Here is a 22746-nt window from a genome sequence, read left to right as displayed (position 1 = left end):
ATCCGGGGGCGTTACTCCTTTAAGTCATATTCATAGAGCGAATGGTCGTTTCGCTTTGCGACGCCGCTCGCCTATATTTCGCCGAATCGGCGCATGCTTCAGCAAAACTCAATAATTCCCGCGCCGATGCACCTCAACTACCTCGGGGGCATTGCGATGAGCGATACCAATCAAACGCTGCCGACCGGCGCTACGCCCGGCAAGCACCGAAGCGACCATAGCGCGCACGGCGGCGGTCTTTTTTCGACTGAAGACTGGTGGGCCGTCTGGATCGGCCTGTTAGTCATCGTCATCGCCTGGGGGCTGTTCGCCTCGGGCAGTAGCATCAAGTGGCTGGCGGTCGCGCCGGCCAAATGGTCGAGCGTGGCGCAAGCCGCGCAGGACATCGGCAAGCACCTGCCGAACTATGCTGCGTTGTTCATCGGGTTCGCGTTGCTTTTCGGCGTGAGCCTTGCAGCGCTGAAACAGCGGGTCGGCTCGTTCCTGGCGTCGTTCCTGATCCTGTTCATCGCATCGGCGCTGATTTTCACGCTGGGCGCGTGGGCCAATGCGTCGAAGTACAACCTCGAGCCGCCGCTGGTGGCGCTCGCGCTCGGCCTGCTGATCTCGAACGTGTTCACGCTGCCCGAGTGGTTTTCAGCGGGCTTGCGCGTGGAGTTTTACATCAAGGTCGGCATCGTGCTGCTCGGCGCGACGCTGCCGTTCACCTTGCTGGTGTGGGCGGGGCCGATCGCGGTCGGGCAAGCGACTATCGTCTCGCTCGTCACCTTTTTCGTCATTTTCTTTGCCGCCAAGGCACTCGGCCTAGACCGGCGTTTTGCGGCCGTGCTCGGTGTGGGCGGCGCGGTGTGCGGCGTGTCGGCCGCGATTGCGATTGCCGGCGCGGTGCGGGCCAAGCGCGAGCAGGCGTCGGTGGCGATCACGCTGGTCGTGCTGTGGGCCATCGTGATGATCTTCGTGCTGCCGTTCGCATCGCGTTCGCTCGGACTATCGACGGCGGTGGCGGGCGCCTGGATCGGCACGTCCGAATTCGCCGACGCCGCCGGCATCGCCGCCGCGCAGGCGTATGGCGATTTCGCGAAGCACGCGGGCGGCGTGATTGCGGGCGCGCCCGAGGCGTCGCTGCAGGCGTTCACCTTGATGAAGGTGGTCGGCCGCGATATCTGGATCGGTATCTGGGCGTTCGTGCTGGCCATTGTCGCGACGACCCGCTGGGAATCGCAGGACAGCGGCGTCAAAGCCAAGGCCCACGCCGGTGAGATCTGGGCGCGCTTTCCGAAATTCGTGATCGGTTTCGTGATCGCGTCGGCGCTGGTGACGTGGATCGCGAGCCATTACTCGTTGGCTGACTACCGCAAGGTCGTCACGCCCGAGTTCGTCGCGCCGATCACCGCGCTGCGCACGTGGGCGTTCACGTTCTGTTTCCTGAGCATCGGGTTGACCACACGCCTGCGCTCGCTGACGTCCATTGGCGTGAAGCCGTTCCTGGCCTTCACGGCGGGCGTCGCGGTCAATATCGCCATCGGCTACGCGCTGTCCGCGCACGTGTTCGCACCGTACTGGAATAGCTTGGGGCAGGGCACGTGATGAGCGCGGCAGTTCGCATCGCCGGCACGGCCCAGGCACGCGGAGACGCGTGTGTGCCGCGTTGTGCAAGCTGCCGGTATCGCGCCGAGGATCGGCATTCACTGGAGCAGAGCATTCCGGGTCTCGCCGTGTTCAGTTCCGGGTTTGGCGCGAGCGTGGCGGACAGCCGGCTTTGCCGTCTGCACGACCAGTTCGTTTCGCCCGACGACGCTTGCGCGCAGTTCGAGCCGATCCCACCTCATTGACGTGCGCGTTGGCGCGGCCGCCGGTCGAACCTGGCGGCGCGCATTTTCTGCTCGTTGTGTCAGTCGGGACCGGCGTCGCTATGGCTATCGCGAGTCGCCGGAGTAACCACTCAATCGTTCAACGCTGCTCGCGTATCGCCCGCCGATGCACGCGATGCGGGGCGCGCGCGCTCCTCTGCGAGCGCACGCCGGGACGAAGCGCCACCCGTCGCGCCTCGGATGAACAGCACAGCGCACGTCGCACACATCGCCCAGATGCCCAGTATCGCCAACCACTTTTCCATTTCGCCAGTCCTCTAAAACCCCGTACCGTTTTTATGTGCGTGCCTTGCGGCCGCGACCATCCATGTTCTGTATAACGGCGCGCCGAGGAATCTGATAAGGGTAAAAGCGAAAAGAATCACGCCAGGGAAAATACTGATCGCAACCGCCGTTGCCACGCGCAGCGCCATCCGGCGCAAACCCCCGCCGTATCGGGCTCTCACAAAGGTGCAACCATGCGCGACGCATGGTTGCACCTTTTTATTGGGAGGCGTACGATTCGCCCAACTTTTAGTCTTTCTCCAGCGAATTCGTCTGGCATCCGAAGAAGGAAACATGGCTAGCACCACCCTTGGCGTCAAGGTCGACGACCTCCTGCGTTCCCGGCTGAAAGATGCCGCCACCCGCCTCGAGCGCACACCGCACTGGCTGATCAAGCAGGCGATCTTCGCATACCTCGAAAAGATCGAACACGGCCAATTGCCGCCTGAATTGTCAGGCCACACCGGCTTGGCCGACCTGGCTGACGGCGCCTCGGTGGAGCAGGAGGAAGACGGTGCGTCGCATCCGTTCCTCGAATTCGCGCAGAACGTGCAACCGCAATCGGTGCTGCGCGCGGCGATCACTGCGGCGTACCGCCGTCCCGAACCGGAATGCGTGCCGTTCCTGCTCGGCCAGGCGCGTTTGCCGGCCAACCTCGCGGGCGACGTGCAAGCGATGGCCGGCAAGCTGGTCGAAACGCTGCGCACCAAGAGCAAGGGCGGCGGCGTCGAAGGGCTGATCCACGAGTTCTCGCTGTCGAGCCAGGAAGGCGTCGCGCTGATGTGCCTCGCCGAAGCGCTGCTGCGCATTCCGGATCGCGCCACGCGCGACGCGCTGATCCGCGACAAGATCAGCAAGGGCGACTGGAAGTCGCACGTCGGCCAGGCGCCGTCCCTGTTCGTCAATGCCGCAACGTGGGGCTTGATGATCACCGGCAAACTGGTGGGGACCAACAGCGAGGCGAGCCTTTCGTCGGCGCTTACGCGTCTGATCGGCAAGGGCGGCGAGCCGCTGATTCGCAAGGGCGTCGACATGGCGATGCGCCTGATGGGCGAGCAGTTCGTCACGGGCGAGAACATCTCCGAAGCGCTGGCGAATAGCCGCAAGTACGAAGCACGCGGCTTCCGCTACTCGTACGACATGCTCGGCGAAGCCGCCACGACCGAAGCCGACGCGCAGCGCTATTACGCCTCGTACGAACAGGCGATCCACGCAATCGGCAAGGCTGCCGGCGGCCGCGGCATTTACGAAGGCCCGGGCATTTCCATCAAGCTGTCGGCGTTGCACGCACGCTATTCGCGTTCGCAGCAGGAACGCACAATGAGCGAGTTGCTGCCGCGCGTGCGCGCTTTGGCGATCCTCGCGCGCCGCTACGACATCGGCCTGAACATCGACGCCGAAGAAGCCGACCGCCTCGAAATCTCGCTCGATCTGCTCGAAGCGCTGTGCTTCGATCCGGAACTGGCCGGCTGGAACGGCATCGGTTTTGTGGTGCAGGCGTATCAGAAGCGCTGCCCGTTCGTGATCGAGTACATCATCGATCTGGCCCGCCGCAGCCGTCACCGCATCATGGTCCGCCTTGTGAAGGGCGCGTACTGGGATACTGAAATCAAGCGTGCGCAAGTGGACGGCCTCGAAGGCTATCCGGTCTATACGCGCAAGATTTACACCGATGTCTCGTACGTCGCCTGCGCGAAGAAGTTGCTCGGCGCGCCGGACGCGGTCTATCCCCAGTTCGCCACGCACAACGCGCACACGCTGTCGGCGATCTATCACCTCGCGGGCAATAACTACTACCCCGGCCAGTACGAGTTCCAATGCCTGCACGGCATGGGTGAACCGCTGTACGAGGAAGTGACCGGTCGCGACAAGCTGAACCGTCCGTGCCGCGTGTATGCACCGGTCGGCACGCATGAAACGCTGCTCGCGTACCTCGTGCGCCGTCTACTGGAAAACGGCGCGAATACGTCGTTCGTGAATCGCATCGCCGACGAAAATGTCGCGATCAAGGACCTGATTGCCGACCCGGTCGACGAAGCCTCGAAGATCGCCCCGCTCGGCGCGCCGCACGCGAAGATTCCGCTGCCGCGCAATCTGTTTGGCGCAGAGCGTCTCAATTCGATGGGCCTCGATCTGTCGAATGAACATCGTTTGGCGTCGCTGTCGTCGGCATTGCTGGCGAGCGCGCATCATCCGTGGCGCGCCGCGCCGATGCTCGAAGACAACGAGATCGCCGTCGGCGTCGCACGTGACGTGCGGAACCCCGCCGATCATCGCGACCTCGTCGGTACGGTCGTCGAGGCGACGTCGGAACACGTGAGCGCCGCATTGGCCCACGCGGTCGCCGCCGCACCGATCTGGCAAGCCACACCGGTCGATGCCCGCGCCGATTGCCTGGCGCGTGCCGCCGATCTGCTCGAAGCGCAGATGCACACGCTGATGGGTCTCGTGGTGCGTGAAGCCGGTAAGTCGCTGGCGAACGCGGTCGCGGAAATCCGCGAAGCGATCGACTTCCTGCGCTACTACTCGACGCAGATTCGCAACGAATTCTCCAACGACACGCACCGCCCGCTTGGTCCGGTGGTGTGTATCAGCCCGTGGAACTTCCCGCTGGCGATTTTCATGGGTCAGGTGGCCGCGGCGCTTGCAGCGGGTAACACCGTGCTCGCGAAGCCGGCCGAACAAACGCCGCTGATTGCCGCGCAAGCCGTGCGTATCCTGCGCGAAGCCGGCGTGCCGGCGGGCGCGGTGCAACTGCTGCCGGGCGACGGCGAAACGGTCGGCGCCGCGCTGGTGGCCGATTCGCGCACCCGTGCGGTGATGTTCACCGGTTCGACCGAAGTCGCGCGTCTGATCAACAAGACGCTCTCGAACCGCCTCGACCCGGAAGGCAAGCCGATTCCGCTGATCGCCGAAACCGGCGGCCAGAACGCGATGATCGTCGATTCGTCGGCGTTGGCTGAACAGGTGGTCGCGGACGTGCTGCAGTCGTCGTTCGATTCCGCCGGTCAACGGTGTTCCGCGTTGCGCGTTCTTTGTCTGCAGGAAGATGTGGCGGACCGCACGCTGGAAATGCTGACGGGCGCGATGCGCGAACTGTCGGTGGGTAATCCGGATCGCCTGTCGATCGACGTCGGCCCGGTGATCGACCTCGACGCAAAGCGCGGCATTGACGCGCACGTCGCAGCGATGCGCGAGAAAGGCCGCAAGGTCGAGCAACTGCCGATGCCCGAAGGCGGCGCACAAGGCACGTTTGTTCCGCCGACGCTGATCGAACTCGACAGCATCGACGAATTGAAGCGTGAAGTGTTTGGCCCGGTGCTGCATGTGGTGCGTTACCGCCGCAGCCAGCTGGACAAGCTGCTCGAACAGATCCGCTCGACCGGCTACGGCCTGACGCTCGGCATTCACACGCGGATCGATGAAACCATCGCTCACGTGATCAGTCGGGCGCACGTCGGCAACATCTACGTGAACCGCAATGTGATCGGCGCGGTGGTGGGTGTTCAGCCGTTCGGTGGCGAAGGTTTGTCGGGCACAGGACCGAAAGCGGGTGGCGCGCTGTATCTGCAACGTCTGTTGGCGACGCGTCCGGCTGGCTTGCCGAAGTCGCTGGCGCAGTCGTTGATCGTGGATGCACCACAAGCCGGTGAAAACAGCGACAATCCGTCCGCTGCTTTGACGGCGCTGCGCGACTGGCTGATCAGCGAACAACTGCCGGTGCTGGCCGCACGCTGCGACGGTTATCTGTCGCATGTGCCGGCGGGCGCAACTGCGGTATTGTCTGGGCCCACCGGCGAGCGCAACACGTACACGTTGGGCGCGCGCGGCACGGTGCTGTGTATCGCCTCGACGGCGAGCGGTGCGCGCGTGCAGTTTGCCGCGGTGCTGGCTACGGGAAATCGCGCGTTGTTCGAGGGCGCGGCTGGTGAACAATTGGTGTCCCAGTTGCCTGCCGCGTTGAAGTCTTACGCAAGCGTGAAGAAGAGCGCCGATACGCCTTTCGATGCCGTGCTGTTCGAAGGCGATAGCGACGAACTGCTGGCGCTGGTGAAGGAAGTCGCGAAACGTCCGGGGCCGATTGTCTCGGTGCAGGGCGTCGCGGCTCGCGCGCTGGAAAGCGGCGACGAGGACTACGCGCTCGAGCGTCTGTTGACGGAACGCTCGGTCAGCGTGAATACGGCAGCAGCAGGCGGTAATGCGAATTTGATGACGATCGGTTGAGCGAACCTCATTGATCCTTTCAATAGAACGGAAGCGGTACGGCGACCCCGAAACCGCTCCATCCACACCTGGTACCAAGGAGAAGCTATGCAACACAAGATGAAACAGCTGGCAGGCGCAGCACTGGTTGCGGCAATGTCGCTGGCGGGGACGGCCAACGCTCAATCGACGGAAGACGTGAAGATCGGCTTTGCCGGTCCGATGACGGGCGCACAGGCGCACTACGGTAAGGATTTCCAGAACGGCATCACGCTGGCTGTCGAAGACATGAACGCGACCAAGCCGGTGATCGGTGGCAAGCAGGTTCGCTTCGTGCTGGATTCGGCCGACGACCAGGCTGACCCGCGCACCGGTACGACCGTTGCACAAAAGCTGGTGGATGACGGCATCAAGGGCATGCTCGGCCACTTCAACTCGGGCACCACGATTCCGGCTTCGCGCATCTACGCGAACGCGGGCATCCCGGAAATCGCCATGGCGACGGCGCCTGAGTACACGCAACAAGGCTTCAAGACCACGTTCCGCATGATGACGTCCGACACGCAGCAAGGTTCGGTCGCCGGCACGTTCGCGGTGAAGACCCTGGGCATGAAGAAGATCGTGATCGTCGACGACCGCACGGCTTACGGCCAGGGTCTGGCAGATCAGTTCGAAAAGGCGGCGAAGGCTGCGGGTGGCCAGATCGTCGATCGTGAATACACGAACGACAAGGCTGTCGACTTCAAGTCGATTCTGACCAAGTTGAAGTCGGTCAACCCGGACATGGTCTACTACGGCGGCGCGGATTCGCAAGCGGCACCGATGGTCAAGCAGATGAAGCAACTGGGCATTAAGGCACCGCTGATGGGCGGCGAAATGGTCCACACGCCGACTTTCATCCAGCTCGCGGGTGACGCAGCGAACGGCACGGTGGCGTCGCTGGCCGGCCTGCCGCTGGAAGAAATGCCGGGTGGCAAGGACTACGTCGCGAAGTACAAGAAGCGCTTCAACGAAGACGTGCAGACGTACTCGCCGTACGCTTACGACGGCGCGATGGCCATGTTCGACGCAATGAAGAAGGCTAACTCGACCGATCCGGCCAAGTACCTGCCGTTGCTCGCGAAGACCTCGATGCCGGCAGTGACGGCAGCGAACCTCGCGTATGACGGCAAGGGCGACCTGAAGAACGGCGGCATCACGCTGTACAAGGTTGTCGACGGCAAGTGGACGACGCTGCAAAGCGTGGGCGGGAAGTAAGCAGTCTCCCGCATGAGCATTTGAGTGCCGCGCGTGGTTTTGGCGTGGCGCTCGACGCACAAAAAAGCCCTGCAGTTCTTCTGAGCCGCAGGGCTTTTTCTTTGGTGCTCCGTTATGCGTGCCGGTCGCCACGCAACTTCATTATTCCCCTCGCAGCTTCCTCCCCTGCTCGCGAATCTGCTCCAACGTAGCGCCCGGCGTGCTCGCCTCCTGCGGCATGCGGATCTCGATCACTGCCGCACGCTTGGCTTCGATCGAACGCTGTAACGCTGGCAGAAAGTCTTCAGTCCGCTCGACCGTTTCACCATGCGCGCCGAACGACCTCGCGAACGCCGCGAAGTCCGGATTCGTGAGGCCCGTGCCATGCACACGATTTGGATAGTGCCGCTCCTGATGCATCCGTATCGTGCCGAAGTGGCTGTTATTCACGACGATAAAAATGACATGCAGGTCGTACTGCATCGCCGTCGCGAGTTCTTGCGCGGACATCATGAAGCAGCCGTCGCCGGCTAAAGCGACCACTGCACGTTGCGGGTACATCGACTTCGCGGCAATCGCCGCCGGTACACCATAGCCCATTGCGCCACTGGTCGGCGCGAGTTGCGAGCGGAAATGCCGATACGAGAAATGCCGATGCAGCCACGTGGCGTAGTTGCCCGCACCGTTCGTGAGGATTGCGTCGTCCGGTAGATGCGCGCGCAACTGTTGGATGACTTCACCCATTTGCACGTCGCCAGGAATTTGACGTGGTTTGCGCCACTCTAGATACGCTTGATGCGCTTCCTCTGCCGCACCGTCCCATGCGAGCTTACCGGAGGACGGCTTTAGCGCTGCAAGCAGCGCCGCCAGTTCAGGCATCCCAGAGACAATCGGCAGATCCGCCGCATACACGCGCCCGAGCTCTTCCGCACCTTGATGCACATGCACCAGCGTCTGCTTGGTCTTCGGAATGTCGAGCAACGTGTAACCGTTCGTCGTTGCTTCACCTAGTCGCGGACCGAGCGTGAGTAGCAGGTCCGCATCACGGATACGCTGAGCAAGCGCCGGATTGACACCGAGGCCGACGTCGCCGGCGTAATTCGGGTGCTCGTTGTCGAGTGTGTCCTGGAAGCGGAACGCGAGGCCGACAGGCAATTGCCAATTCTCGACAAAGCGTTGCAGGTCGGAACATGCTGCCAACGTCCAACCGCTGCCGCCTGCAATCACCATCGGCCGTTGCGCCCCTTCCAGCAATCGACGCAGCTCTTCCATCTGCGCTGCGGACGGCGACGCCGCCACACGCTTATACCTCGGCGCACCGGCGACGGCTTCACACGCGTCGCTCAACACATCTTCCGGCAACGACAACACGACCGGTCCCGGCCGTCCCGATGTCGCCGTGTGAAACGCATGGCTCAGATATTCGGGAATGCGTTTCGGATCGTCGATCTGCGCGACCCATTTCGCCATCTGTCCGAACATGCGCCTGTAGTCGATTTCCTGGAAGGCCTCGCGGTCGAGGTGTTCGCGCGCGCATTGACCGATCAACAGGATCATCGGCGTCGAATCCTGAAACGCGGTGTGCACGCCAATCGATGCATGCGTCGCACCCGGCCCACGCGTCACGATGGCGACGCCCGGACGACCGGTCAATTTGCCAACCGCTTCGGCCATATTCGCCGCAGCCGCTTCGTGACGGCAGACAATGGTCTGAATGCGTTCGGTCTCGTCGTGCAACGAATCGAGTACGGCGAGGAAGCTCTCACCAGGAACACAGAAAACACGTTCGACGCCATGCCTCAGCAACGCATCGACGATGAGACGCGCGCCAGTGGTTTGGGCGGTAGAAGAAGATTCAGAAGCGAGCGACATTGCGATGAAGCCTCCAGGCGTTGCGATGGGTGAGATCGGTGCTGTTGGGTCGTTGCCGCATCGGGTTTGCATAACGTCGATGGGCGCCTCGACAGCTTACGCCGACCGCGCATCCCATGTCATGGCGCACTGCAACCGCATTTGTGAGGCACAGGTATCGCGGAAACGAAAACGCGGGCCGAAGCCCGCGTCGTTATTCGCACAATCCGCCGCACACCCGCCGGCGAAATACAGCGCCCTCAACACTCCACAATATTCACCGCCAATCCGCCGCGTGAGGTTTCCTTGTACTTGGTCTTCATATCCGCGCCGGTCTGCATCATCGTTTTGATCACAGAATCCAGCGACACGTAATGCGTGCCGTCACCACGCAGCGCCATTCGCGCGGCATTGACGGCCTTCACCGAGCCCATCGCGTTGCGCTCGATACACGGAATCTGCACCATCCCGCCGACCGGATCGCAGGTCAGACCGAGGTTATGCTCCATGCCGATTTCGGCCGCGTTTTCGACTTGCGCAGGCGTGCCGCCCATCACCGCCGCGAGCGCGCCCGCGGCCATCGAGCAGGCCACGCCGACTTCACCCTGGCACCCCACTTCGGCGCCTGAAATCGACGCGTTCAGCTTGTACAGAATGCCGATGGCCGCAGCCGTCAGCAGGAAATCGATCACGCCCTGCTCGTTCGAGCCCGGCATGAAGCGCGTGTAGTAATGCAGCACGGCGGGAATGATGCCGGCCGCGCCATTGGTCGGTGCCGTGACCACGCGCCCGCCCGCCGCGTTTTCTTCATTCACGGCGATGGCGTAGAGATTGATCCAGTCGACCATTGACAGTGGATCGCGCAGCGCCAGCTCGGGATTCCCCGACAACGCGCGATACAACTGCGGTGCGCGGCGCTTCACCTGGAACGGACCGGGCAACGTACCGTCTGCGTCCGGATTGTTGATGCCGCAACCGCGCGCCACGCACGATTGCATCACGTTCCAGATCTTCAGCAGGCCCGTACGCGTCTCTTCTTCCGTATGCCAGACGCGCTCGTTTTCCCACATCAATTGCGCGATGCTCTTACCGGTCGAGTGGCACAGCGCGAGCAATTCGTTGCCGCTGCGGAACGAATGCGGCAATTGTTCGACGGCGCTCAGCACCTTCGTGTTCGGCGCGCCCGCCGTCACCACAAAACCGCCACCCACCGACAGATACGTCGACTCGCGCAGCGTCTCGCCCTGCGCATCGAACGCACGCAGCTTCAGGCCGTTCGGATGCTCGGCCAGTGCCTGGCGATAAAACGAAATGTGATCTTTCTGGACGAAGGGCACGTCGTGCGTGCCGAGCAAGGCGAGCTTGCGCGACGCCTTCACTGCTTCCAGACGCTGCGCGATTGTGTCCGGGTCGACCGTGTCGGGCGCGTCGCCCATCAGGCCGAGCATCACGCCGCGATCGGTACCGTGCCCCTTGCCGGTCGCGCCGAGCGAGCCGTACAAATCCACTTTCACCGATGCCGTCGCCGCAAGGAGCCCGTCGCGTTCGAGCCCTTGCGCGAACATCAGCGCCGCGCGCATCGGCCCGACCGTATGCGAACTGGACGGACCAATGCCGATTTTGAAGAGGTCAAACACGCTAACTGCCATTTACTGCTCCCTGCTGATAAAAGTAAGTTTAGCGCGCCGGCAGCGGCAAACACACGGCGAGCCACGCGGGCGGCGTCGGTGCGAGCTGCAGCGCGATCGGCGTATAGCGTCCATCTAGACGCGCCGCCAGGTGAAACAGTTCTGTCGCGTTTTTCGGATCCCATTGACCCGAATAGCCGGGCAAACCGGCCTCGCGACGTTTAGCATCGAACGCAACGGTCGAATGCACAAATTCTTCATGCGTCTTGCTGCCGTCCGCATAAGGCGTGAGCCAGTTCAGCGCGGCTTGCAGCGACGCGCCGTTTGCCCCCTTCTCCGGCAACCAGTTGCGGTTGTGGCGGCGCGCGGCGAGCGCGGCGGTCACGAGCGGCTGCAGGTCGTAGGTGACGTAATGCAAGGCATCGCGCTCGGCGAAGTCCACCGTCGAGCCGTCCGGCGCGATGTTGTCGCCGATATGCTCGTCGAACAAACGCTGCGCCGCGTTGATCATCTTGCGGTTATCGAGCGTGAACGCGGCCATTGCGATCAGCTTGATCCGGTGGCTCTGCCAATTGTTCTTGAACGTACCCTTGAGCGGCCGCGGTTGCGCGTCGATCTGCGCGATGTAGCCGCTCGCGAGCTTCGTCAGGAACGCCATCGATGCGTTGCGCGTTTTCACCGGCAACGCGCTCGCGGTCATGTCGTAGGCGAGGATCAGGCCTTCGAAATGGGTTTCGTCGATCGGATTGAAACTGGGTTGATACGTCGTGACCCACGCATACAGCAAGCGGTCGACCAGCTTGAGATAACGGTCCTCGCTGGTCGCGCGCCAGGCGAGCGCGGCGTCGCGCAGCAGATCGAGATCTTTCTCCGCCTCGACGCTTTGATCGTAGATGCCCTCGTGCGGCAGCGTGCCTTCGGAATGCAGTTTCGCCAGCGCATGCGGCGGGTCGTTCAGATGGGCCTGCACATTGCTCACCAGCGCCTTGACGCCCGGATCGGCGTTCGTGCGCTCGCTGGTTTGCAGCGCGGGCGCTGCACAAAAATTCATCGCGGCTTGCGCCTGCCGTAGCGGCAGCAGCGCCGCTGCGCCTGCTAACAACAGTGTGCAAGCCTGCTGCCACGTCTGGGCTCGCCTTGCTTCGGTCCGGCCTTGCATCAATCGCACCTTTCGCGCCATGCGAAACTCCTCGTTAGGCTGATTCGGTGTGTGATGTTAGCCGTTTGCCGTGACAAGCGACAGAACCGCGCAACGCCTGCTTACAACCTTCAGGCGATGCGCGGTTGGCGGCCACGCTTACTCGTAGTCGGCGATCGGCACGCAGGCGCAGAACAGGTTGCGGTCGCCGTACACGTTGTCCGCACGGCCCACCGGCGGCCAGTACTTCTTCGCGATCAACGTGGCCAGCGGATACGCCGCGGTTTCACGCGCATACGCATGCTTCCAGTCGTTAGCGATGACCACCGCCGCCGTATGCGGCGCGTGCTTGAGCGGATTGTCTTCGCGATCCGAGCGGCCTTCTTCCACGGCGCGAATTTCCTCACGGATCGCGATCATCGCTTCGATGAAGCGGTCGAGTTCTTCCTTCGACTCCGATTCGGTCGGCTCGACCATCAGCGTGCCCGGCACCGGGAAGCTCATGGTCGGTGCGTGGAAGCCGTAGTCGGCGAGGCGCTTGGCGACGTCGTCGACCGAAATGCCGCTGGTTTCCTTGATTGGACGCAGATCGAGAATGCACTCGTGCGCGACCAGTCCGCCCGGGCCCGAATACAGCACCGGGTAATGCGGCGCGAGTTTGTTCGCGACGTAGTTGGCGTTGAGGATCGCGGTTTCGGTGGCAGCCGTGAGGTTCTTCGCGCCCATCATCGCGATGTACATCCACGAAATCGGCAGGATCGACGCGGAACCGTACGGTGCGCCCGACACGGCGCCGATACCGTTCGGCGTACGCTCATAGCCCGACGAAATCTGATTCGGCAGGAATTGCGCGAGATGCGCGCCGACCGCGACCGGACCGACGCCCGGTCCGCCGCCGCCGTGCGGAATGCAGAAAGTCTTATGCAGATTCAGGTGCGAGACGTCGCCGCCGAACTGGCCCGGCGCACACAGGCCGACCATGGCGTTCATGTTCGCGCCGTCCACATAAACCTGGCCGCCATGCGCATGCACGATTTCGCAGATTTCGCGGACGTTCGACTCGAACACGCCGTGTGTGGACGGGTACGTGATCATGATCGCCGCGAGCTTGTCGGCATGCTGCTCAGCCTTCTTCTGCAGGTCGTCGATATCGACGTTGCCTTGCGCGTCGCACGCGACGACGACGACCTGCATGCCGGCCATTTGCGCCGATGCCGGGTTCGTGCCGTGCGCCGAAGCGGGAATCAGGCAGACATTGCGGTGACCTTCGCCGCGCGATGCGTGGTACGCGTGAATGATCAATAGACCAGCATATTCACCTTGCGAGCCGGCATTCGGTTGCAGCGACACGGCTGCGTAGCCGGTGGCCGCGACCAGCATCTGTTCGAGCTGATCGATCATTTCCCGGTAGCCGACCGTTTGCTCAGCCGGCGCAAACGGGTGAATCTGACCGAATTCGGGCCACGTGACCGGCAGCATTTCCGAGGTCGCGTTCAGCTTCATCGTGCAGGAGCCGAGCGGGATCATCGAGCGGTCGAGCGCCAGATCCTTGTCGGACAGGCTGCGCAGGTAGCGCAGCATTTCCGTTTCCGAATGGTGGCGGTTGAACACATGGTGCGTGAGGTACGCGCTGGTGCGTTCGAGCGCGGCCGGCACGGTGCTCTCTGCCGGGAGTTCTGCGTCGAGGGCGTCGATTTGCGGGACCTCGTCGACAAATGCCGCTTGCGCAAATGCCGCGAGCAGGTCGGCGAGATCGCTGCGCTTGGTGGTTTCGTCGATCGAGATGCCGACGCGCGTGTCGCTCACGCGGCGCAGATTGATGCGCTTGGCCGTCGCCGCGTCATGCAGCGCCTGGGTGCGCGCACCGGTTTCGAACGTGAGCGTGTCGAAGAAGGTGTCGTTGACGAGCGTGTAACCGAGCTTCTTCGCGCCGGCTGCGAGCAGCGCCGCGATGCGATTCACGCGCAGCGCGATCGTCTTCAGGCCGTGCGGACCGTGATAGACGGCGTACATGCTGGCCATGATCGCGAGCAGCGCTTGCGCGGTACACACGTTCGAGGTCGCCTTTTCGCGGCGGATATGTTGTTCGCGCGTTTGCAGTGCCAGACGCAACGCCGGATTGCCTTGTGCGTCGACGGTTACGCCGACCAGACGGCCCGGCATCTGACGCTTGAATTCGTCGCGCACAGCGAGGTAAGCCGCGTGCGGGCCGCCGAAACCAACCGGCACGCCGAAACGCTGCGTGTTGCCGACGGCCACGTCCGCACCCCATTCGCCCGGCGGCGTGAGTACGGTCAGCGCGAGCAGATCGGCGGCGACCACCACGTGGCCGCCCGCTGCGTGGATGGCGTCGGCCAGTGCGCGGTAGTCGCGCACGTCACCGTTCACGCCCGGGTATTGCAGCAGCACGCCGAAGGCATTCGCGTTCGCCGCCTCCGCAGCCGGGCCGACTTTCACTTCGATGCCGACCGGCGTGGCGCGCGTCTTCACCACTTCGATGGTTTGCGGCAGCACGTCGTCGGCGACGTAGAACACATTCGACTTCGGCTTGCCGACGCGTTGCAGCAAGGTCATCGCTTCCGCGGCGGCGGTCGCTTCGTCGAGCAGCGATGCGTTCGAGATCGCCAGACCGGTGAGGTCGACGATCATCTGCTGGAAGTTCAGCAGCGCTTCCAGACGGCCTTGGGAGATTTCCGGCTGATACGGCGTGTACGCGGTGTACCACGCCGGGTTTTCCAGCACGTTACGCAGGATCACCGTCGGGGTGTGCGCGTTGTAATAGCCCTGCCCGATGTACGAGCGGAACACCTGGTTCTTGTCCGCCAGCTCACGCAGCGCGGCGAGCGCTTCGGCTTCGCTCTTCGGCTGGGCGAAGGGGCCGAGCGGCAGCGTTTCGGTGCGGCGGATCGTCTTCGGAATGACGGCGTCGATCAGCGCGGCGCGTGATGCAAAGCCGAGGGCTTCGAGCATCGCATGCTGGTCGGCCGAATCCGGGCCGATGTGCCGTTCAGCGAAGGCATCATGCACTTCGAGCGCGGCGAGCGAGAGAGGAGTGCGGTTCATCAGACGATCCGGGTGTTCGAGCTTCATGAGGTGTTCCTGCCGGTGCGGGCGTCCGTTCGACGATTGAATCGGACGCGCCGCGCCTGTCGGGTTTAAACGTAATGGTGCGACTTGCGGTGAATCAGGCGCCGACGGCCTTGGCGTACGCGTCCGCGTCGATCAGGCGGTCCAGCGATGCGTTCGCGGCCGGCTTGATCTTGAAGAGCCAGTTCTCGTACGGGGCGCTGTTGACGCCATCCGGCGTGTCGGCGACGGCCGGGTTCGCTTCGATGATTTCGCCCGAAACCGGTGCGTAGATATCGGAAGCGGCCTTCACCGATTCGATCACGGCGACGGTGTCGCCGGCTTCGACGGTCTTGCCCAGTTCCTGGACTTCGAAGAAGACGATATCGCCGAGCGCTTCCTGCGCGTGGTCGGTGATGCCGACCGTCAGCGTGCCGTCCGCTTCGGTGCGGACCCACTCGTGCGATTCGGTATATTTCAGATCGGCCGGGATGCTCATCGGATGCTCCTATGCGGTGTAATTGGGTAGTGATTCAAAGTGGTGACGCACGCGCCGGCTGCTTAAACCGCGAGCACCTTGCCGTTGCGCACGAACGGCAGTTTTACCACGCTTGCGGGTACGTTCTTGTCACGAATCTGGACGTGAACGGTGTCGCCCGGCTGCACGCCTTTCGGCACGCGCGCGAAGGCGATCGATTCCTGCATCGTGGGGGAAAAAGTACCGCTGGTGATCTCGCCTTCGCCCTGCGGCGTGACGACTTTCTGGTGAGCACGCAGCACGCCTGCCGCCTTGCCGTTTTCCTTCAGCAGGATCAGACCGACGAACGCGGCCTGCGAGCCATCGGCTTCCAGCTTGCTTTTGCCGACGAAGTCGCGGGGCGTTGTCAGATCGACGGTCCAGGCGAGGCCGGCGTCGAGCGGCGAGACGTTGTCGTCCATGTCCTGGCCGTACAGGTTCATGCCGGCTTCGAGACGCAGCGTGTCGCGCGCGCCGAGACCCGCAGGGTGTACGCCTTGACGCACCAAGGCGTCCCAGAACTCGCAGACGGACGTGGCGGGCAGCACGATTTCGAAGCCGTCTTCGCCGGTGTAGCCGGTGCGGGCAATCATCAATTCGCCAAACGGCGTGTTGTCGACGATCGCGGCGTTAAACGGCTTAAGGAGTTCGGTCGAGGTGCGGCTGGACGGCGCGACTTGCCAGACCTTGTCGCGGGCGTTCGGGCCCTGCACGGCGACGATCGCCAGATCGCGGCGCGGCGTGATGGTCAGGCCGTAGCTGCCTTCGGCGTTGAGCTTGCTGAACCAGGCGACGTCTTTCTCGGCGGTGCCGGCGTTGACGACCAGGCGGAAGTGCGTCTCGCTGAAGTAATAGACGATCAGATCGTCGATCACGCCGCCGTTCGGGTTCAGCAGGCAGGAATAGAGCGCGCGGCCCGGCGTTTGCAGCTTGCCGACGTTGTTGGCTAGCGCGTATTCGAAGAAGGCGCGTACGCGCTCGCCGGTGAAATCGACGACGCACATATGCGAGACGTCGAACATGCCGGCGTCGGTGCGCACGGCGCGGTGTTCGTCGATCTGCGAGCCGTAGTTGACGGGCATGTCCCAGCCGCCGAAATCGACCATGCGGGCGTTAAGCGCACGATGGGTGGCGTTGAGCGGGGTGTGTTTGAGTTCGGTCATGGGGCCTCAGGCGTCTCGCGAAACAAAAAAGGCCATGCGGCACTACGCCTCGCGGCCTGCTGGCTGCGAGCGAATGCGTTGCATGACCCCTCTGTCCTCGATACCTGAGAGATTGCGCTGCCGTGCGATGTTGAAGCCGTGATCGCCACGGTGAAACGCGCGCCCCTTCGGTGGGCAGCCTGCCAGAATCTGCTCAATGCAGACGGCTACTGCCGCTCTCCAGAGTGCGAAAAACCGATGCCTTGATGTTGCCTGGGCGCGGGTTTTTCGACGCAGTCGGTCCTTTTGCCTGAGAGTTTGCGGGTGTGCCCCTTCGGCGGCGCGGCCTGCGATTTTCTGCGGCCAGCACGCTCTCCCGACGCGTGCGGCGAATGTACGCGAGGGCCGGGGGCTTGTCAAATAAAGGCCCGCAAGGGGCGTGGGGGTTGGCCCTGCCGGTTTGCGAAAGTCGAAAAAAAGCGCGGGACGTGATGCCCGCGCTTCGTTGCTTCAGTGCCTGTACAGGCGCGATTATTCGCCGATGGCGTGTGCCGCGTTGTCCAGTTCCTGGTTCAGCACGCGCTGTTCGTCGCCGGACAGGCCGCCGCCGTGTTGCGCCGCCATGTCGTGCGCTTCCTGACGGATCACGTCGAGGCGGTGATGCAACGCGCCGCCTTGCGGGGGCGGGTAGTAGCCTTGGTTGACGTGCACGTCAATGCGGCGGCTCAGGTTGTCGATACGGCCGTTCACCTGATGGAGGCGCTCATCCGCGATTTGCTGCGGGTTAGGGCGCGGCGCCGGTGCGGGTTGCTGGGGGGCCACCACGCAGGCGGCGAGAGAACTGAGCAATGCGCATGCTGCTACTGCGCGGGCGATACGGGGCATGGACTCTCCGGAAGTCGTTGTCATTTTCTGGTGCTACTGGGGTAGCAACGGATTACCGGGGATTCACGCTGACCAGGGAGACGGGGTTATTTGTAACGTTATGTTCCTTTCGGGCTTGTCAGAATCTTTGCCTGTGGCGGTGGGATAGTCAGCGTGCCGCCGCCACAGGCGCAGAAAGCGCCCCGTAGCGAAGGAAAAAAGTCAGCGAATACGCTCAAACGGCAGCCGCATGCCTTCCTCGGAGCTTCGGGCAGCAAGCTCGATAATCGTCATCACGTCGACCGCATCCTGAGCGGTGACCGGAAATTTCACGCCGTTTTGAATGGCATCCGCCAGGGCAATATAAAAGCCAACGTATTCACCGTTACGCGTAGGCACAGCCCGCTCGACTTCCTGATCGCCTTCCAGCACACGCAGTACCCCCGCCGTGTTGCTAGCGCCAAACCCCTCGTCGCCCGGCCGTAAGCCAGCTTTCAACTGATCTTCCTGCGTATCGAGCCCGTATTTCACATAGCTCCCCTGCGTGCCGTGAATCGCAAACCGTGGCGCGACCAGCGCGGTCAACGCGCTTGCATGCAACACCACCTCGAACTCGCCGTACCCCAGTTGAATATGCACGTAGTCCGGCGCGCTGGCTTGATCCCGATGTGTCCGAACCGTCGCGGATACGGTCTGCGGTGCGCCGAACAACGCCAAGGCCTGATCGATCAGGTGCGGCCCGAGGTCGAACAGCAGACCGCCGCCGCGCGAAGCCTCTTCGCGCCAACGCTGCCGAACTTCCGGGCGGAAACGGTCGAAATGCGATTCGTATTGCGTGATGCGTCCCAACTCTCTGCTGGCAAGCAGATCCCGCACGGTCAGAAAGTCACCGTCCCAGCGGCGGTTGTGAAAGGGCACGAACAGCTTGCCCCGGGCGAGCGCAATGTTGGCGAGCGTGTGAGCGTCGGCGGCGGTCAGTGTGACCGGCTTGTCGACGACGACGTGCTTGCCCGCTTCCAGGGCGCGGCGCGCCAGGTCGAAGTGCGTGTCGTTGGGCGTCGCGATCACGACGCACTCGACTTCTTCGAGCGCCAGCAGCGCGTCGAGATCGGCCACCACCTTCGCGTGTGGGTAATCGGCCAATGCGTGCTCGGGCTGACTCGTCGCGATGGCCGCGATGCTTGCTCGCCCGCAGTGCTCGATCACCGGCGCATGAAAGGTCGCGCCAGCAAAACCGTAACCCATCAATCCAATCTTCAGCGATGCGGACATGCGTGTCTTCCTGCAAAAACGGCGCGCCGCTTTGCCACCGCGGCGACGGCGCGCAACACTGTAATTGTGGCATGTCCCGAAGGCGGACTGTCAGCATTGGTGTGGGCGGTTGTCAGCGATAGCTGTCGTTCCATCGTAGAGGCGTGGACGCCGCGTCGACCAGGCGTAGCCATCGGGGTATCCGGCGCGGCGTGTCCGCCGCGGTCATCCGTGCCCAGTCTGTCCCGTTTATCCGTCGCGTTCGTCCGCCGCGTTTATCTCGCGTTTATCTGTTAACATCGCTCCTCTCGCGCTGAGCGTAGCGAGCCGGAACCCCGCAATGCACGCGGCGCTGTTCCAGCCGCCCGCCCCGCGCAGCATGCCCCCGGGCCTTCGGTCTCGCGATTCCGCACCCAAGCGCCCTCAACCGCATTACCCATCCACAGACGATGTCCGCAGGCCTGAACCCCGCTCAAAATGAAGCGGTCCGTTATCTTGACGGTCCGTGTCTCGTGCTCGCCGGCGCAGGTAGCGGCAAGACGCGCGTGATCACGCAGAAAATTGCGCACCTGATCGAGGCCAAAGGCTTCGAGCCGCGCCATATCGCTGCCGTCACGTTCACGAACAAGGCCGCGCTGGAAATGCGCGAGCGCGTGGGCAAGCTGCTCGAAGGCAAGACGCTGACCACGCCCGGCAAGGAAGGCCGCAAAGTGCCCGTCAACCAGTTGACGGTTTGCACCTTCCATTCGCTCGGCGTGCAGATTCTGCGGCAGGAGGCGGAACACGTCGGCCTGAAGCCGCAGTTCTCGATCATGGATTCGGACGACTGCTTCGGCATGATCCAGGAGCAGGTCGGCTCGACGGACAAGGGCTTCATCCGCAAGATCCAGTCGATCATCTCGCTGTGGAAGAACGGCATGGTCATGCCCGAGCAGGCGATTGCGATCGCCGCGAGCGAGGATGAACATCAGGCCGCGATCGTCTACCGCAACTACGTGGCGACGCTGCATGCGTATCAGGCGGTCGATTTCGACGACCTGATCCGCCTGCCCGCTGAGCTCTTCGAGAAGAACGAGCAGGTGCGCGACCGCTGGCAGAACAAGCTGCGCTATCTGCTGATCGACGAGTATCAGGACACCAACGCGTGCCAGTACGAACTGGTGAAACTGCTGGCGGGTAAGCGCGCGGCGTTCACGGCGGTCGGCGACGACGATCAGGCGATCTACGGCTGGCGCGGTGCGACACTCGAAAATCTCGGGCAGCTCAGCAAGGATTTTCCAAAGCTGCATCTGATCAAGCTCGAGCAGAATTACCGTTCGACGGTGCGCATTCTTACCGCCGCGAACAATGTGATCGCGAACAACCCGAAGCTGTTCGAAAAGAAGCTGTGGTCCGAACACGGCATGGGCGACACGATCACCGTCACGCCTTGCAACGACGAAGAGCACGAGGCCGAGTCCGTCGTGTTCCGCCTGTCCGCGCACAAGTTCGAGCGGCGCGCGAATTTCCGCGACTACGCGATCCTGTATCGCGGCAACTTCCAGGCGCGCATCTTTGAACAGGTGCTGCGTCGCGAACGGATCCCGTACGTGCTGTCGGGCGGCCAGTCGTTCTTCGACAAAGCCGAGATCAAGGATATCTGCGCGTATCTGCGCCTGATCGCCAACGCGAACGACGACCCCGCGTTCATCCGCGCGATCACCACGCCGCGCCGCGGTGTCGGTAATACGACGCTCGAGGCGCTGGGCTCGTTTGCGGGCCAGGCAAAGGTGTCGTTGTTCGAAGCGGTGTATATGGGCGGCATCGAGGCGCGCCTGTCGCCGCGGCAGATCGAACCGATGCGCGTGTTCTGCGACTTCATGCAGCGTCTCACCGACCGCGCCGAGAAAGATGCCGCCGGCCCGCTGCTCGACGAATTGATGGACGCGATCCACTACGAAGCCTACCTGTACGACGCTTTCGACGAACGTCAGGCGCAGTCCAAGTGGCAGAACGTGCTCGAGTTCATGGAGTGGTTGAAGCGCAAAGGCACCAAGGCCGAGCCCGAGGGTTCAGAGAAGAGCGAAGCAACCGGCTACGACACCGCCGACGGCCTCGGCGACACCGGCAAGAATCTGCTCGGCCTGATTCAGACCGTCGCGCTGATGTCCATGCTCGAAGGCCGCGAAGAAGATCCGGATGCGGTGCGGCTTTCGACCGTGCACGCGTCGAAGGGGCTGGAGTATCCGCACGTGTTTCTGGTGGGTGTCGAAGAAGGCATCATGCCGCACCGCGGCGGCCCGGACGACGAGCCGATCGACGACGCGCGCATCGAGGAAGAGCGTCGTCTGATGTACGTCGCGATCACGCGGGCGCAGCGCAGCCTGCATCTGAACTGGTGCAAGAAGCGCAAGCGTGCACGCGAAATCGTGGTGTGCGAACCGTCGCGTTTCATCCCTGAGATGCTGCTCGACGACGCGCCGCCGCCGACGCCTGAAGAGGCGCCGATGTCGCCGAAAGACCGGCTCGCGAGTTTGAAGGCGCTGTTGCAGAAGCCTTGAAGAAAAAATCCCTGCCCGTGTCGCCGCGGTGCAGGGATTTTTTTATTCTGCGGCGACCGCCGGAAGCGCCTTACTTCACTGCGCTGACCATGTAGTCGACGGCGGCCTTCACGTCCGCATCGGAGGCGGTCGAGCCGCCTTTGGGCGGCATCGCACCCTTGCCGTGCAGCGCATAGTTGTAGACCGTGTCGATCGGGTCTTTCAGGCGCGGTGCCCACGCGTCCTTGTCGCCGAACTTCGGTGCGTTCAGCACGCCGGCCGCGTGACATGCCTGGCAAACCTGCTGATACAGGGCCTTGCCGGCTTGCGAGGCGTCCGCGCTCTGCGCTCCGCCTGCTGCCGGCGCAGCCGCTTGCGGCACGCTTGCCATGGCTGCCATCGCCGCGGCGGCTTGGGCGGCGCCTGCGTCCGACGCACCTGCCGGCGCCGCGGCAGCAGCGCCCGAGGCGGCGGCCGCGGCACCCGCTGCCGGTTGCGCCGGTTCAGGGAAGCTCGCGCCGGAGTTGTTCGCCATATAAACCACCGCGCGGGCGATTTCGAAGTCGCTGTAATCGTCCGGGCTGGTGCCGCCGCGCGGGGGCATCGCGCCCTTGCCGGTGAGCGCCGTGTGCCACAGCGTGTCGAAACCCTGCGAAATGCGCGGGGCCCAGTCGGCGGTATTGGTGAATTTCGGCGCGCCCGCCGCACCCGCTGCGTGACACGCGGAGCAAACGGCCTTATAGACCTCTTCGCCGGTCTTGTAGACGCGCGGTGCATTGGCGTCGCGAATGTCGACCTGAGCGAGCGGCTGGATGCGCGCGGTGACTTCGGCTTCGGAAAGACTGTCTGTGCCAGCGCCTGTGCGCGTCGAGTTATCGACGTAGATCACTAGCAGAACGATGATAACGATCGGTACCGCAAAACTGGCAATGATCGCGGCAATGAGCTGCCCGGGGGTTTTGATTGGGGCTCCGTGTGGTGCTTCGCTCATGCTTGTCTCGTCTCCGTGGGTATGTGAGCGGTACAGCGTGACGGCAACTTCTTATTCTTTAATCAGGCACGGACGATTATAGACGCAACATTTCGGCGGCGGCGAGGGGCGTGGAGCGGTGTTCAGCAGGCGTTTACCCGCATCGCGGGGCGCGGCCGGCGTTGCCAGGATGGCGGGCAACAGGCGCCCGATCCCGTCATATAGG

The 22746-nt window shown here is 63.2% G+C and carries 15 protein-coding genes and 2 riboswitches; of the genes, 5 read left to right on the top strand and 10 right to left on the bottom strand.

Translation table 11 applies throughout. From position 1 onward, the window contains the following. Positions 1–156 precede the first annotated feature (156 nt). The gene (locus tag PQQ96_RS07610; RefSeq protein WP_408290505.1) at positions 157–1587 is read left to right on the top strand and encodes a YeiH family protein; all 1431 of its coding nucleotides are present in this window, start codon (positions 157–159) and stop codon (positions 1585–1587) included. Continuing rightward, complete coding sequence (locus PQQ96_RS07605) at positions 1587–1832, top strand: hypothetical protein (RefSeq protein WP_408290503.1); 246 nt, start codon at positions 1587–1589, stop codon at positions 1830–1832. Before PQQ96_RS07610 ends, PQQ96_RS07605 begins: the two co-directional genes overlap by 1 nt. A gap of 110 nt (positions 1833–1942) precedes the next feature. Here PQQ96_RS07605 and PQQ96_RS07600 read toward each other — a convergent pair whose 3' ends face one another. Then, a complete protein-coding gene (locus PQQ96_RS07600; protein ID WP_408290501.1) occupies positions 1943–2116 on the bottom strand; it encodes a hypothetical protein in 174 nt (57 codons plus the stop codon). 313 nt (positions 2117–2429) lie between these two features. On the opposite strand from PQQ96_RS07600, the gene putA reads away from it, so the two are divergent. Then, positions 2430–6359 (top strand): trifunctional transcriptional regulator/proline dehydrogenase/L-glutamate gamma-semialdehyde dehydrogenase, encoded by a 3930-nt coding sequence (gene putA, locus PQQ96_RS07595; protein WP_408290499.1) that lies wholly within the window; start codon positions 2430–2432, stop codon positions 6357–6359. Positions 6360–6446: 87 nt separating this feature from the next. Then, the gene (locus PQQ96_RS07590) at positions 6447–7595 is read left to right on the top strand and encodes a branched-chain amino acid ABC transporter substrate-binding protein (RefSeq protein WP_201071490.1); all 1149 of its coding nucleotides are present in this window, start codon (positions 6447–6449) and stop codon (positions 7593–7595) included. Between the two features lie 141 nt (positions 7596–7736). Here the strand turns inward: PQQ96_RS07590 and PQQ96_RS07585 are convergent, their stop codons facing one another. From PQQ96_RS07585 to PQQ96_RS07550, 8 genes are all read right to left on the bottom strand, one after another. Next, positions 7737–9446, bottom strand: a complete 1710-nt coding sequence (locus tag PQQ96_RS07585; protein ID WP_408290497.1) for a thiamine pyrophosphate-binding protein — start codon at positions 9444–9446, stop codon at positions 7737–7739. Between the two features lie 239 nt (positions 9447–9685). After that, the gene (locus PQQ96_RS07580) at positions 9686–11074 is read right to left on the bottom strand and encodes an L-serine ammonia-lyase (protein ID WP_408290496.1); all 1389 of its coding nucleotides are present in this window, start codon (positions 11072–11074) and stop codon (positions 9686–9688) included. 28 nt (positions 11075–11102) lie between these two features. Next, entirely contained in the window at positions 11103–12233 is a 1131-nt protein-coding gene (locus tag PQQ96_RS07575; RefSeq protein ID WP_408290494.1) for an alginate lyase family protein, read from the bottom strand. 117 nt (positions 12234–12350) lie between these two features. Beyond that, entirely contained in the window at positions 12351–15281 is a 2931-nt protein-coding gene (gene gcvP / locus PQQ96_RS07570) for an aminomethyl-transferring glycine dehydrogenase (RefSeq protein ID WP_408290492.1), read from the bottom strand. Positions 15282–15375: 94 nt separating this feature from the next. Then, a complete protein-coding gene (gene gcvH / locus PQQ96_RS07565) occupies positions 15376–15756 on the bottom strand; it encodes a glycine cleavage system protein GcvH (protein WP_408290490.1) in 381 nt (126 codons plus the stop codon). Between the two features lie 62 nt (positions 15757–15818). Beyond that, positions 15819–16937 carry a glycine cleavage system aminomethyltransferase GcvT gene (gene gcvT / locus PQQ96_RS07560; RefSeq protein ID WP_408290489.1) on the bottom strand — a complete coding sequence of 373 codons (1119 nt, stop codon included), beginning with the start codon at positions 16935–16937 and terminating at the stop codon, positions 15819–15821. Positions 16938–17018: 81 nt separating this feature from the next. Beyond that, positions 17019–17170, bottom strand: a riboswitch (glycine riboswitch). 34 nt (positions 17171–17204) lie between these two features. After that, a riboswitch (glycine riboswitch) is annotated at positions 17205–17305 on the bottom strand. Positions 17306–17447: 142 nt separating this feature from the next. Beyond that, positions 17448–17801 carry a hypothetical protein gene (locus PQQ96_RS07555; protein ID WP_408290488.1) on the bottom strand — a complete coding sequence of 118 codons (354 nt, stop codon included), beginning with the start codon at positions 17799–17801 and terminating at the stop codon, positions 17448–17450. A gap of 201 nt (positions 17802–18002) precedes the next feature. After that, positions 18003–19052: an oxidoreductase gene (locus tag PQQ96_RS07550; protein WP_408290487.1), complete on the bottom strand. Its 1050-nt coding sequence runs from the start codon at positions 19050–19052 to the stop codon at positions 18003–18005. A 428-nt stretch (positions 19053–19480) separates the two neighbouring features. On the opposite strand from PQQ96_RS07550, the gene PQQ96_RS07545 reads away from it, so the two are divergent. Next, positions 19481–21571: a UvrD-helicase domain-containing protein gene (locus PQQ96_RS07545; protein WP_408290486.1), complete on the top strand. Its 2091-nt coding sequence runs from the start codon at positions 19481–19483 to the stop codon at positions 21569–21571. Between the two features lie 70 nt (positions 21572–21641). Here the strand turns inward: PQQ96_RS07545 and PQQ96_RS07540 are convergent, their stop codons facing one another. Beyond that, entirely contained in the window at positions 21642–22541 is a 900-nt protein-coding gene (locus PQQ96_RS07540) for a c-type cytochrome (protein WP_408290484.1), read from the bottom strand. Positions 22542–22746: the final 205 nt, after the last annotated feature.

The organism is Paraburkholderia sediminicola (assembly GCF_046027825.1).
GTDB lineage: Bacteria > Pseudomonadota > Gammaproteobacteria > Burkholderiales > Burkholderiaceae > Paraburkholderia > Paraburkholderia sediminicola_D.
The sequence above is the reverse complement of the archived record's forward strand: the minus strand, read 5'-3'. Positions and strand labels throughout refer to the sequence as shown.

Excerpts from the sequence above, each read along its gene's own strand:
- PQQ96_RS07610 (WP_408290505.1), top strand. The coding sequence starts at position 157 with ATGAGCGATACCAATCAAACGCTGCCGACCGGCGCTACGCCCGGCAAG.
- PQQ96_RS07605 (WP_408290503.1), top strand. The coding sequence starts at position 1,587 with ATGAGCGCGGCAGTTCGCATCGCCGGCACGGCCCAGGCACGCGGAGAC.
- PQQ96_RS07600 (WP_408290501.1), bottom strand. The coding sequence starts at position 2,116 with ATGGAAAAGTGGTTGGCGATACTGGGCATCTGGGCGATGTGTGCGACG.
- putA (WP_408290499.1), top strand. The coding sequence starts at position 2,430 with ATGGCTAGCACCACCCTTGGCGTCAAGGTCGACGACCTCCTGCGTTCC.
- PQQ96_RS07590 (WP_201071490.1), top strand. The coding sequence starts at position 6,447 with ATGCAACACAAGATGAAACAGCTGGCAGGCGCAGCACTGGTTGCGGCA.
- PQQ96_RS07585 (WP_408290497.1), bottom strand. The coding sequence starts at position 9,446 with ATGTCGCTCGCTTCTGAATCTTCTTCTACCGCCCAAACCACTGGCGCG.
- PQQ96_RS07580 (WP_408290496.1), bottom strand. The coding sequence starts at position 11,074 with ATGGCAGTTAGCGTGTTTGACCTCTTCAAAATCGGCATTGGTCCGTCC.
- PQQ96_RS07575 (WP_408290494.1), bottom strand. The coding sequence starts at position 12,233 with ATGGCGCGAAAGGTGCGATTGATGCAAGGCCGGACCGAAGCAAGGCGA.
- gcvP (WP_408290492.1), bottom strand. The coding sequence starts at position 15,281 with ATGAAGCTCGAACACCCGGATCGTCTGATGAACCGCACTCCTCTCTCG.
- gcvH (WP_408290490.1), bottom strand. The coding sequence starts at position 15,756 with ATGAGCATCCCGGCCGATCTGAAATATACCGAATCGCACGAGTGGGTC.
- gcvT (WP_408290489.1), bottom strand. The coding sequence starts at position 16,937 with ATGACCGAACTCAAACACACCCCGCTCAACGCCACCCATCGTGCGCTT.
- PQQ96_RS07555 (WP_408290488.1), bottom strand. The coding sequence starts at position 17,801 with ATGCCCCGTATCGCCCGCGCAGTAGCAGCATGCGCATTGCTCAGTTCT.
- PQQ96_RS07550 (WP_408290487.1), bottom strand. The coding sequence starts at position 19,052 with ATGTCCGCATCGCTGAAGATTGGATTGATGGGTTACGGTTTTGCTGGC.
- PQQ96_RS07545 (WP_408290486.1), top strand. The coding sequence starts at position 19,481 with ATGTCCGCAGGCCTGAACCCCGCTCAAAATGAAGCGGTCCGTTATCTT.
- PQQ96_RS07540 (WP_408290484.1), bottom strand. The coding sequence starts at position 22,541 with ATGAGCGAAGCACCACACGGAGCCCCAATCAAAACCCCCGGGCAGCTC.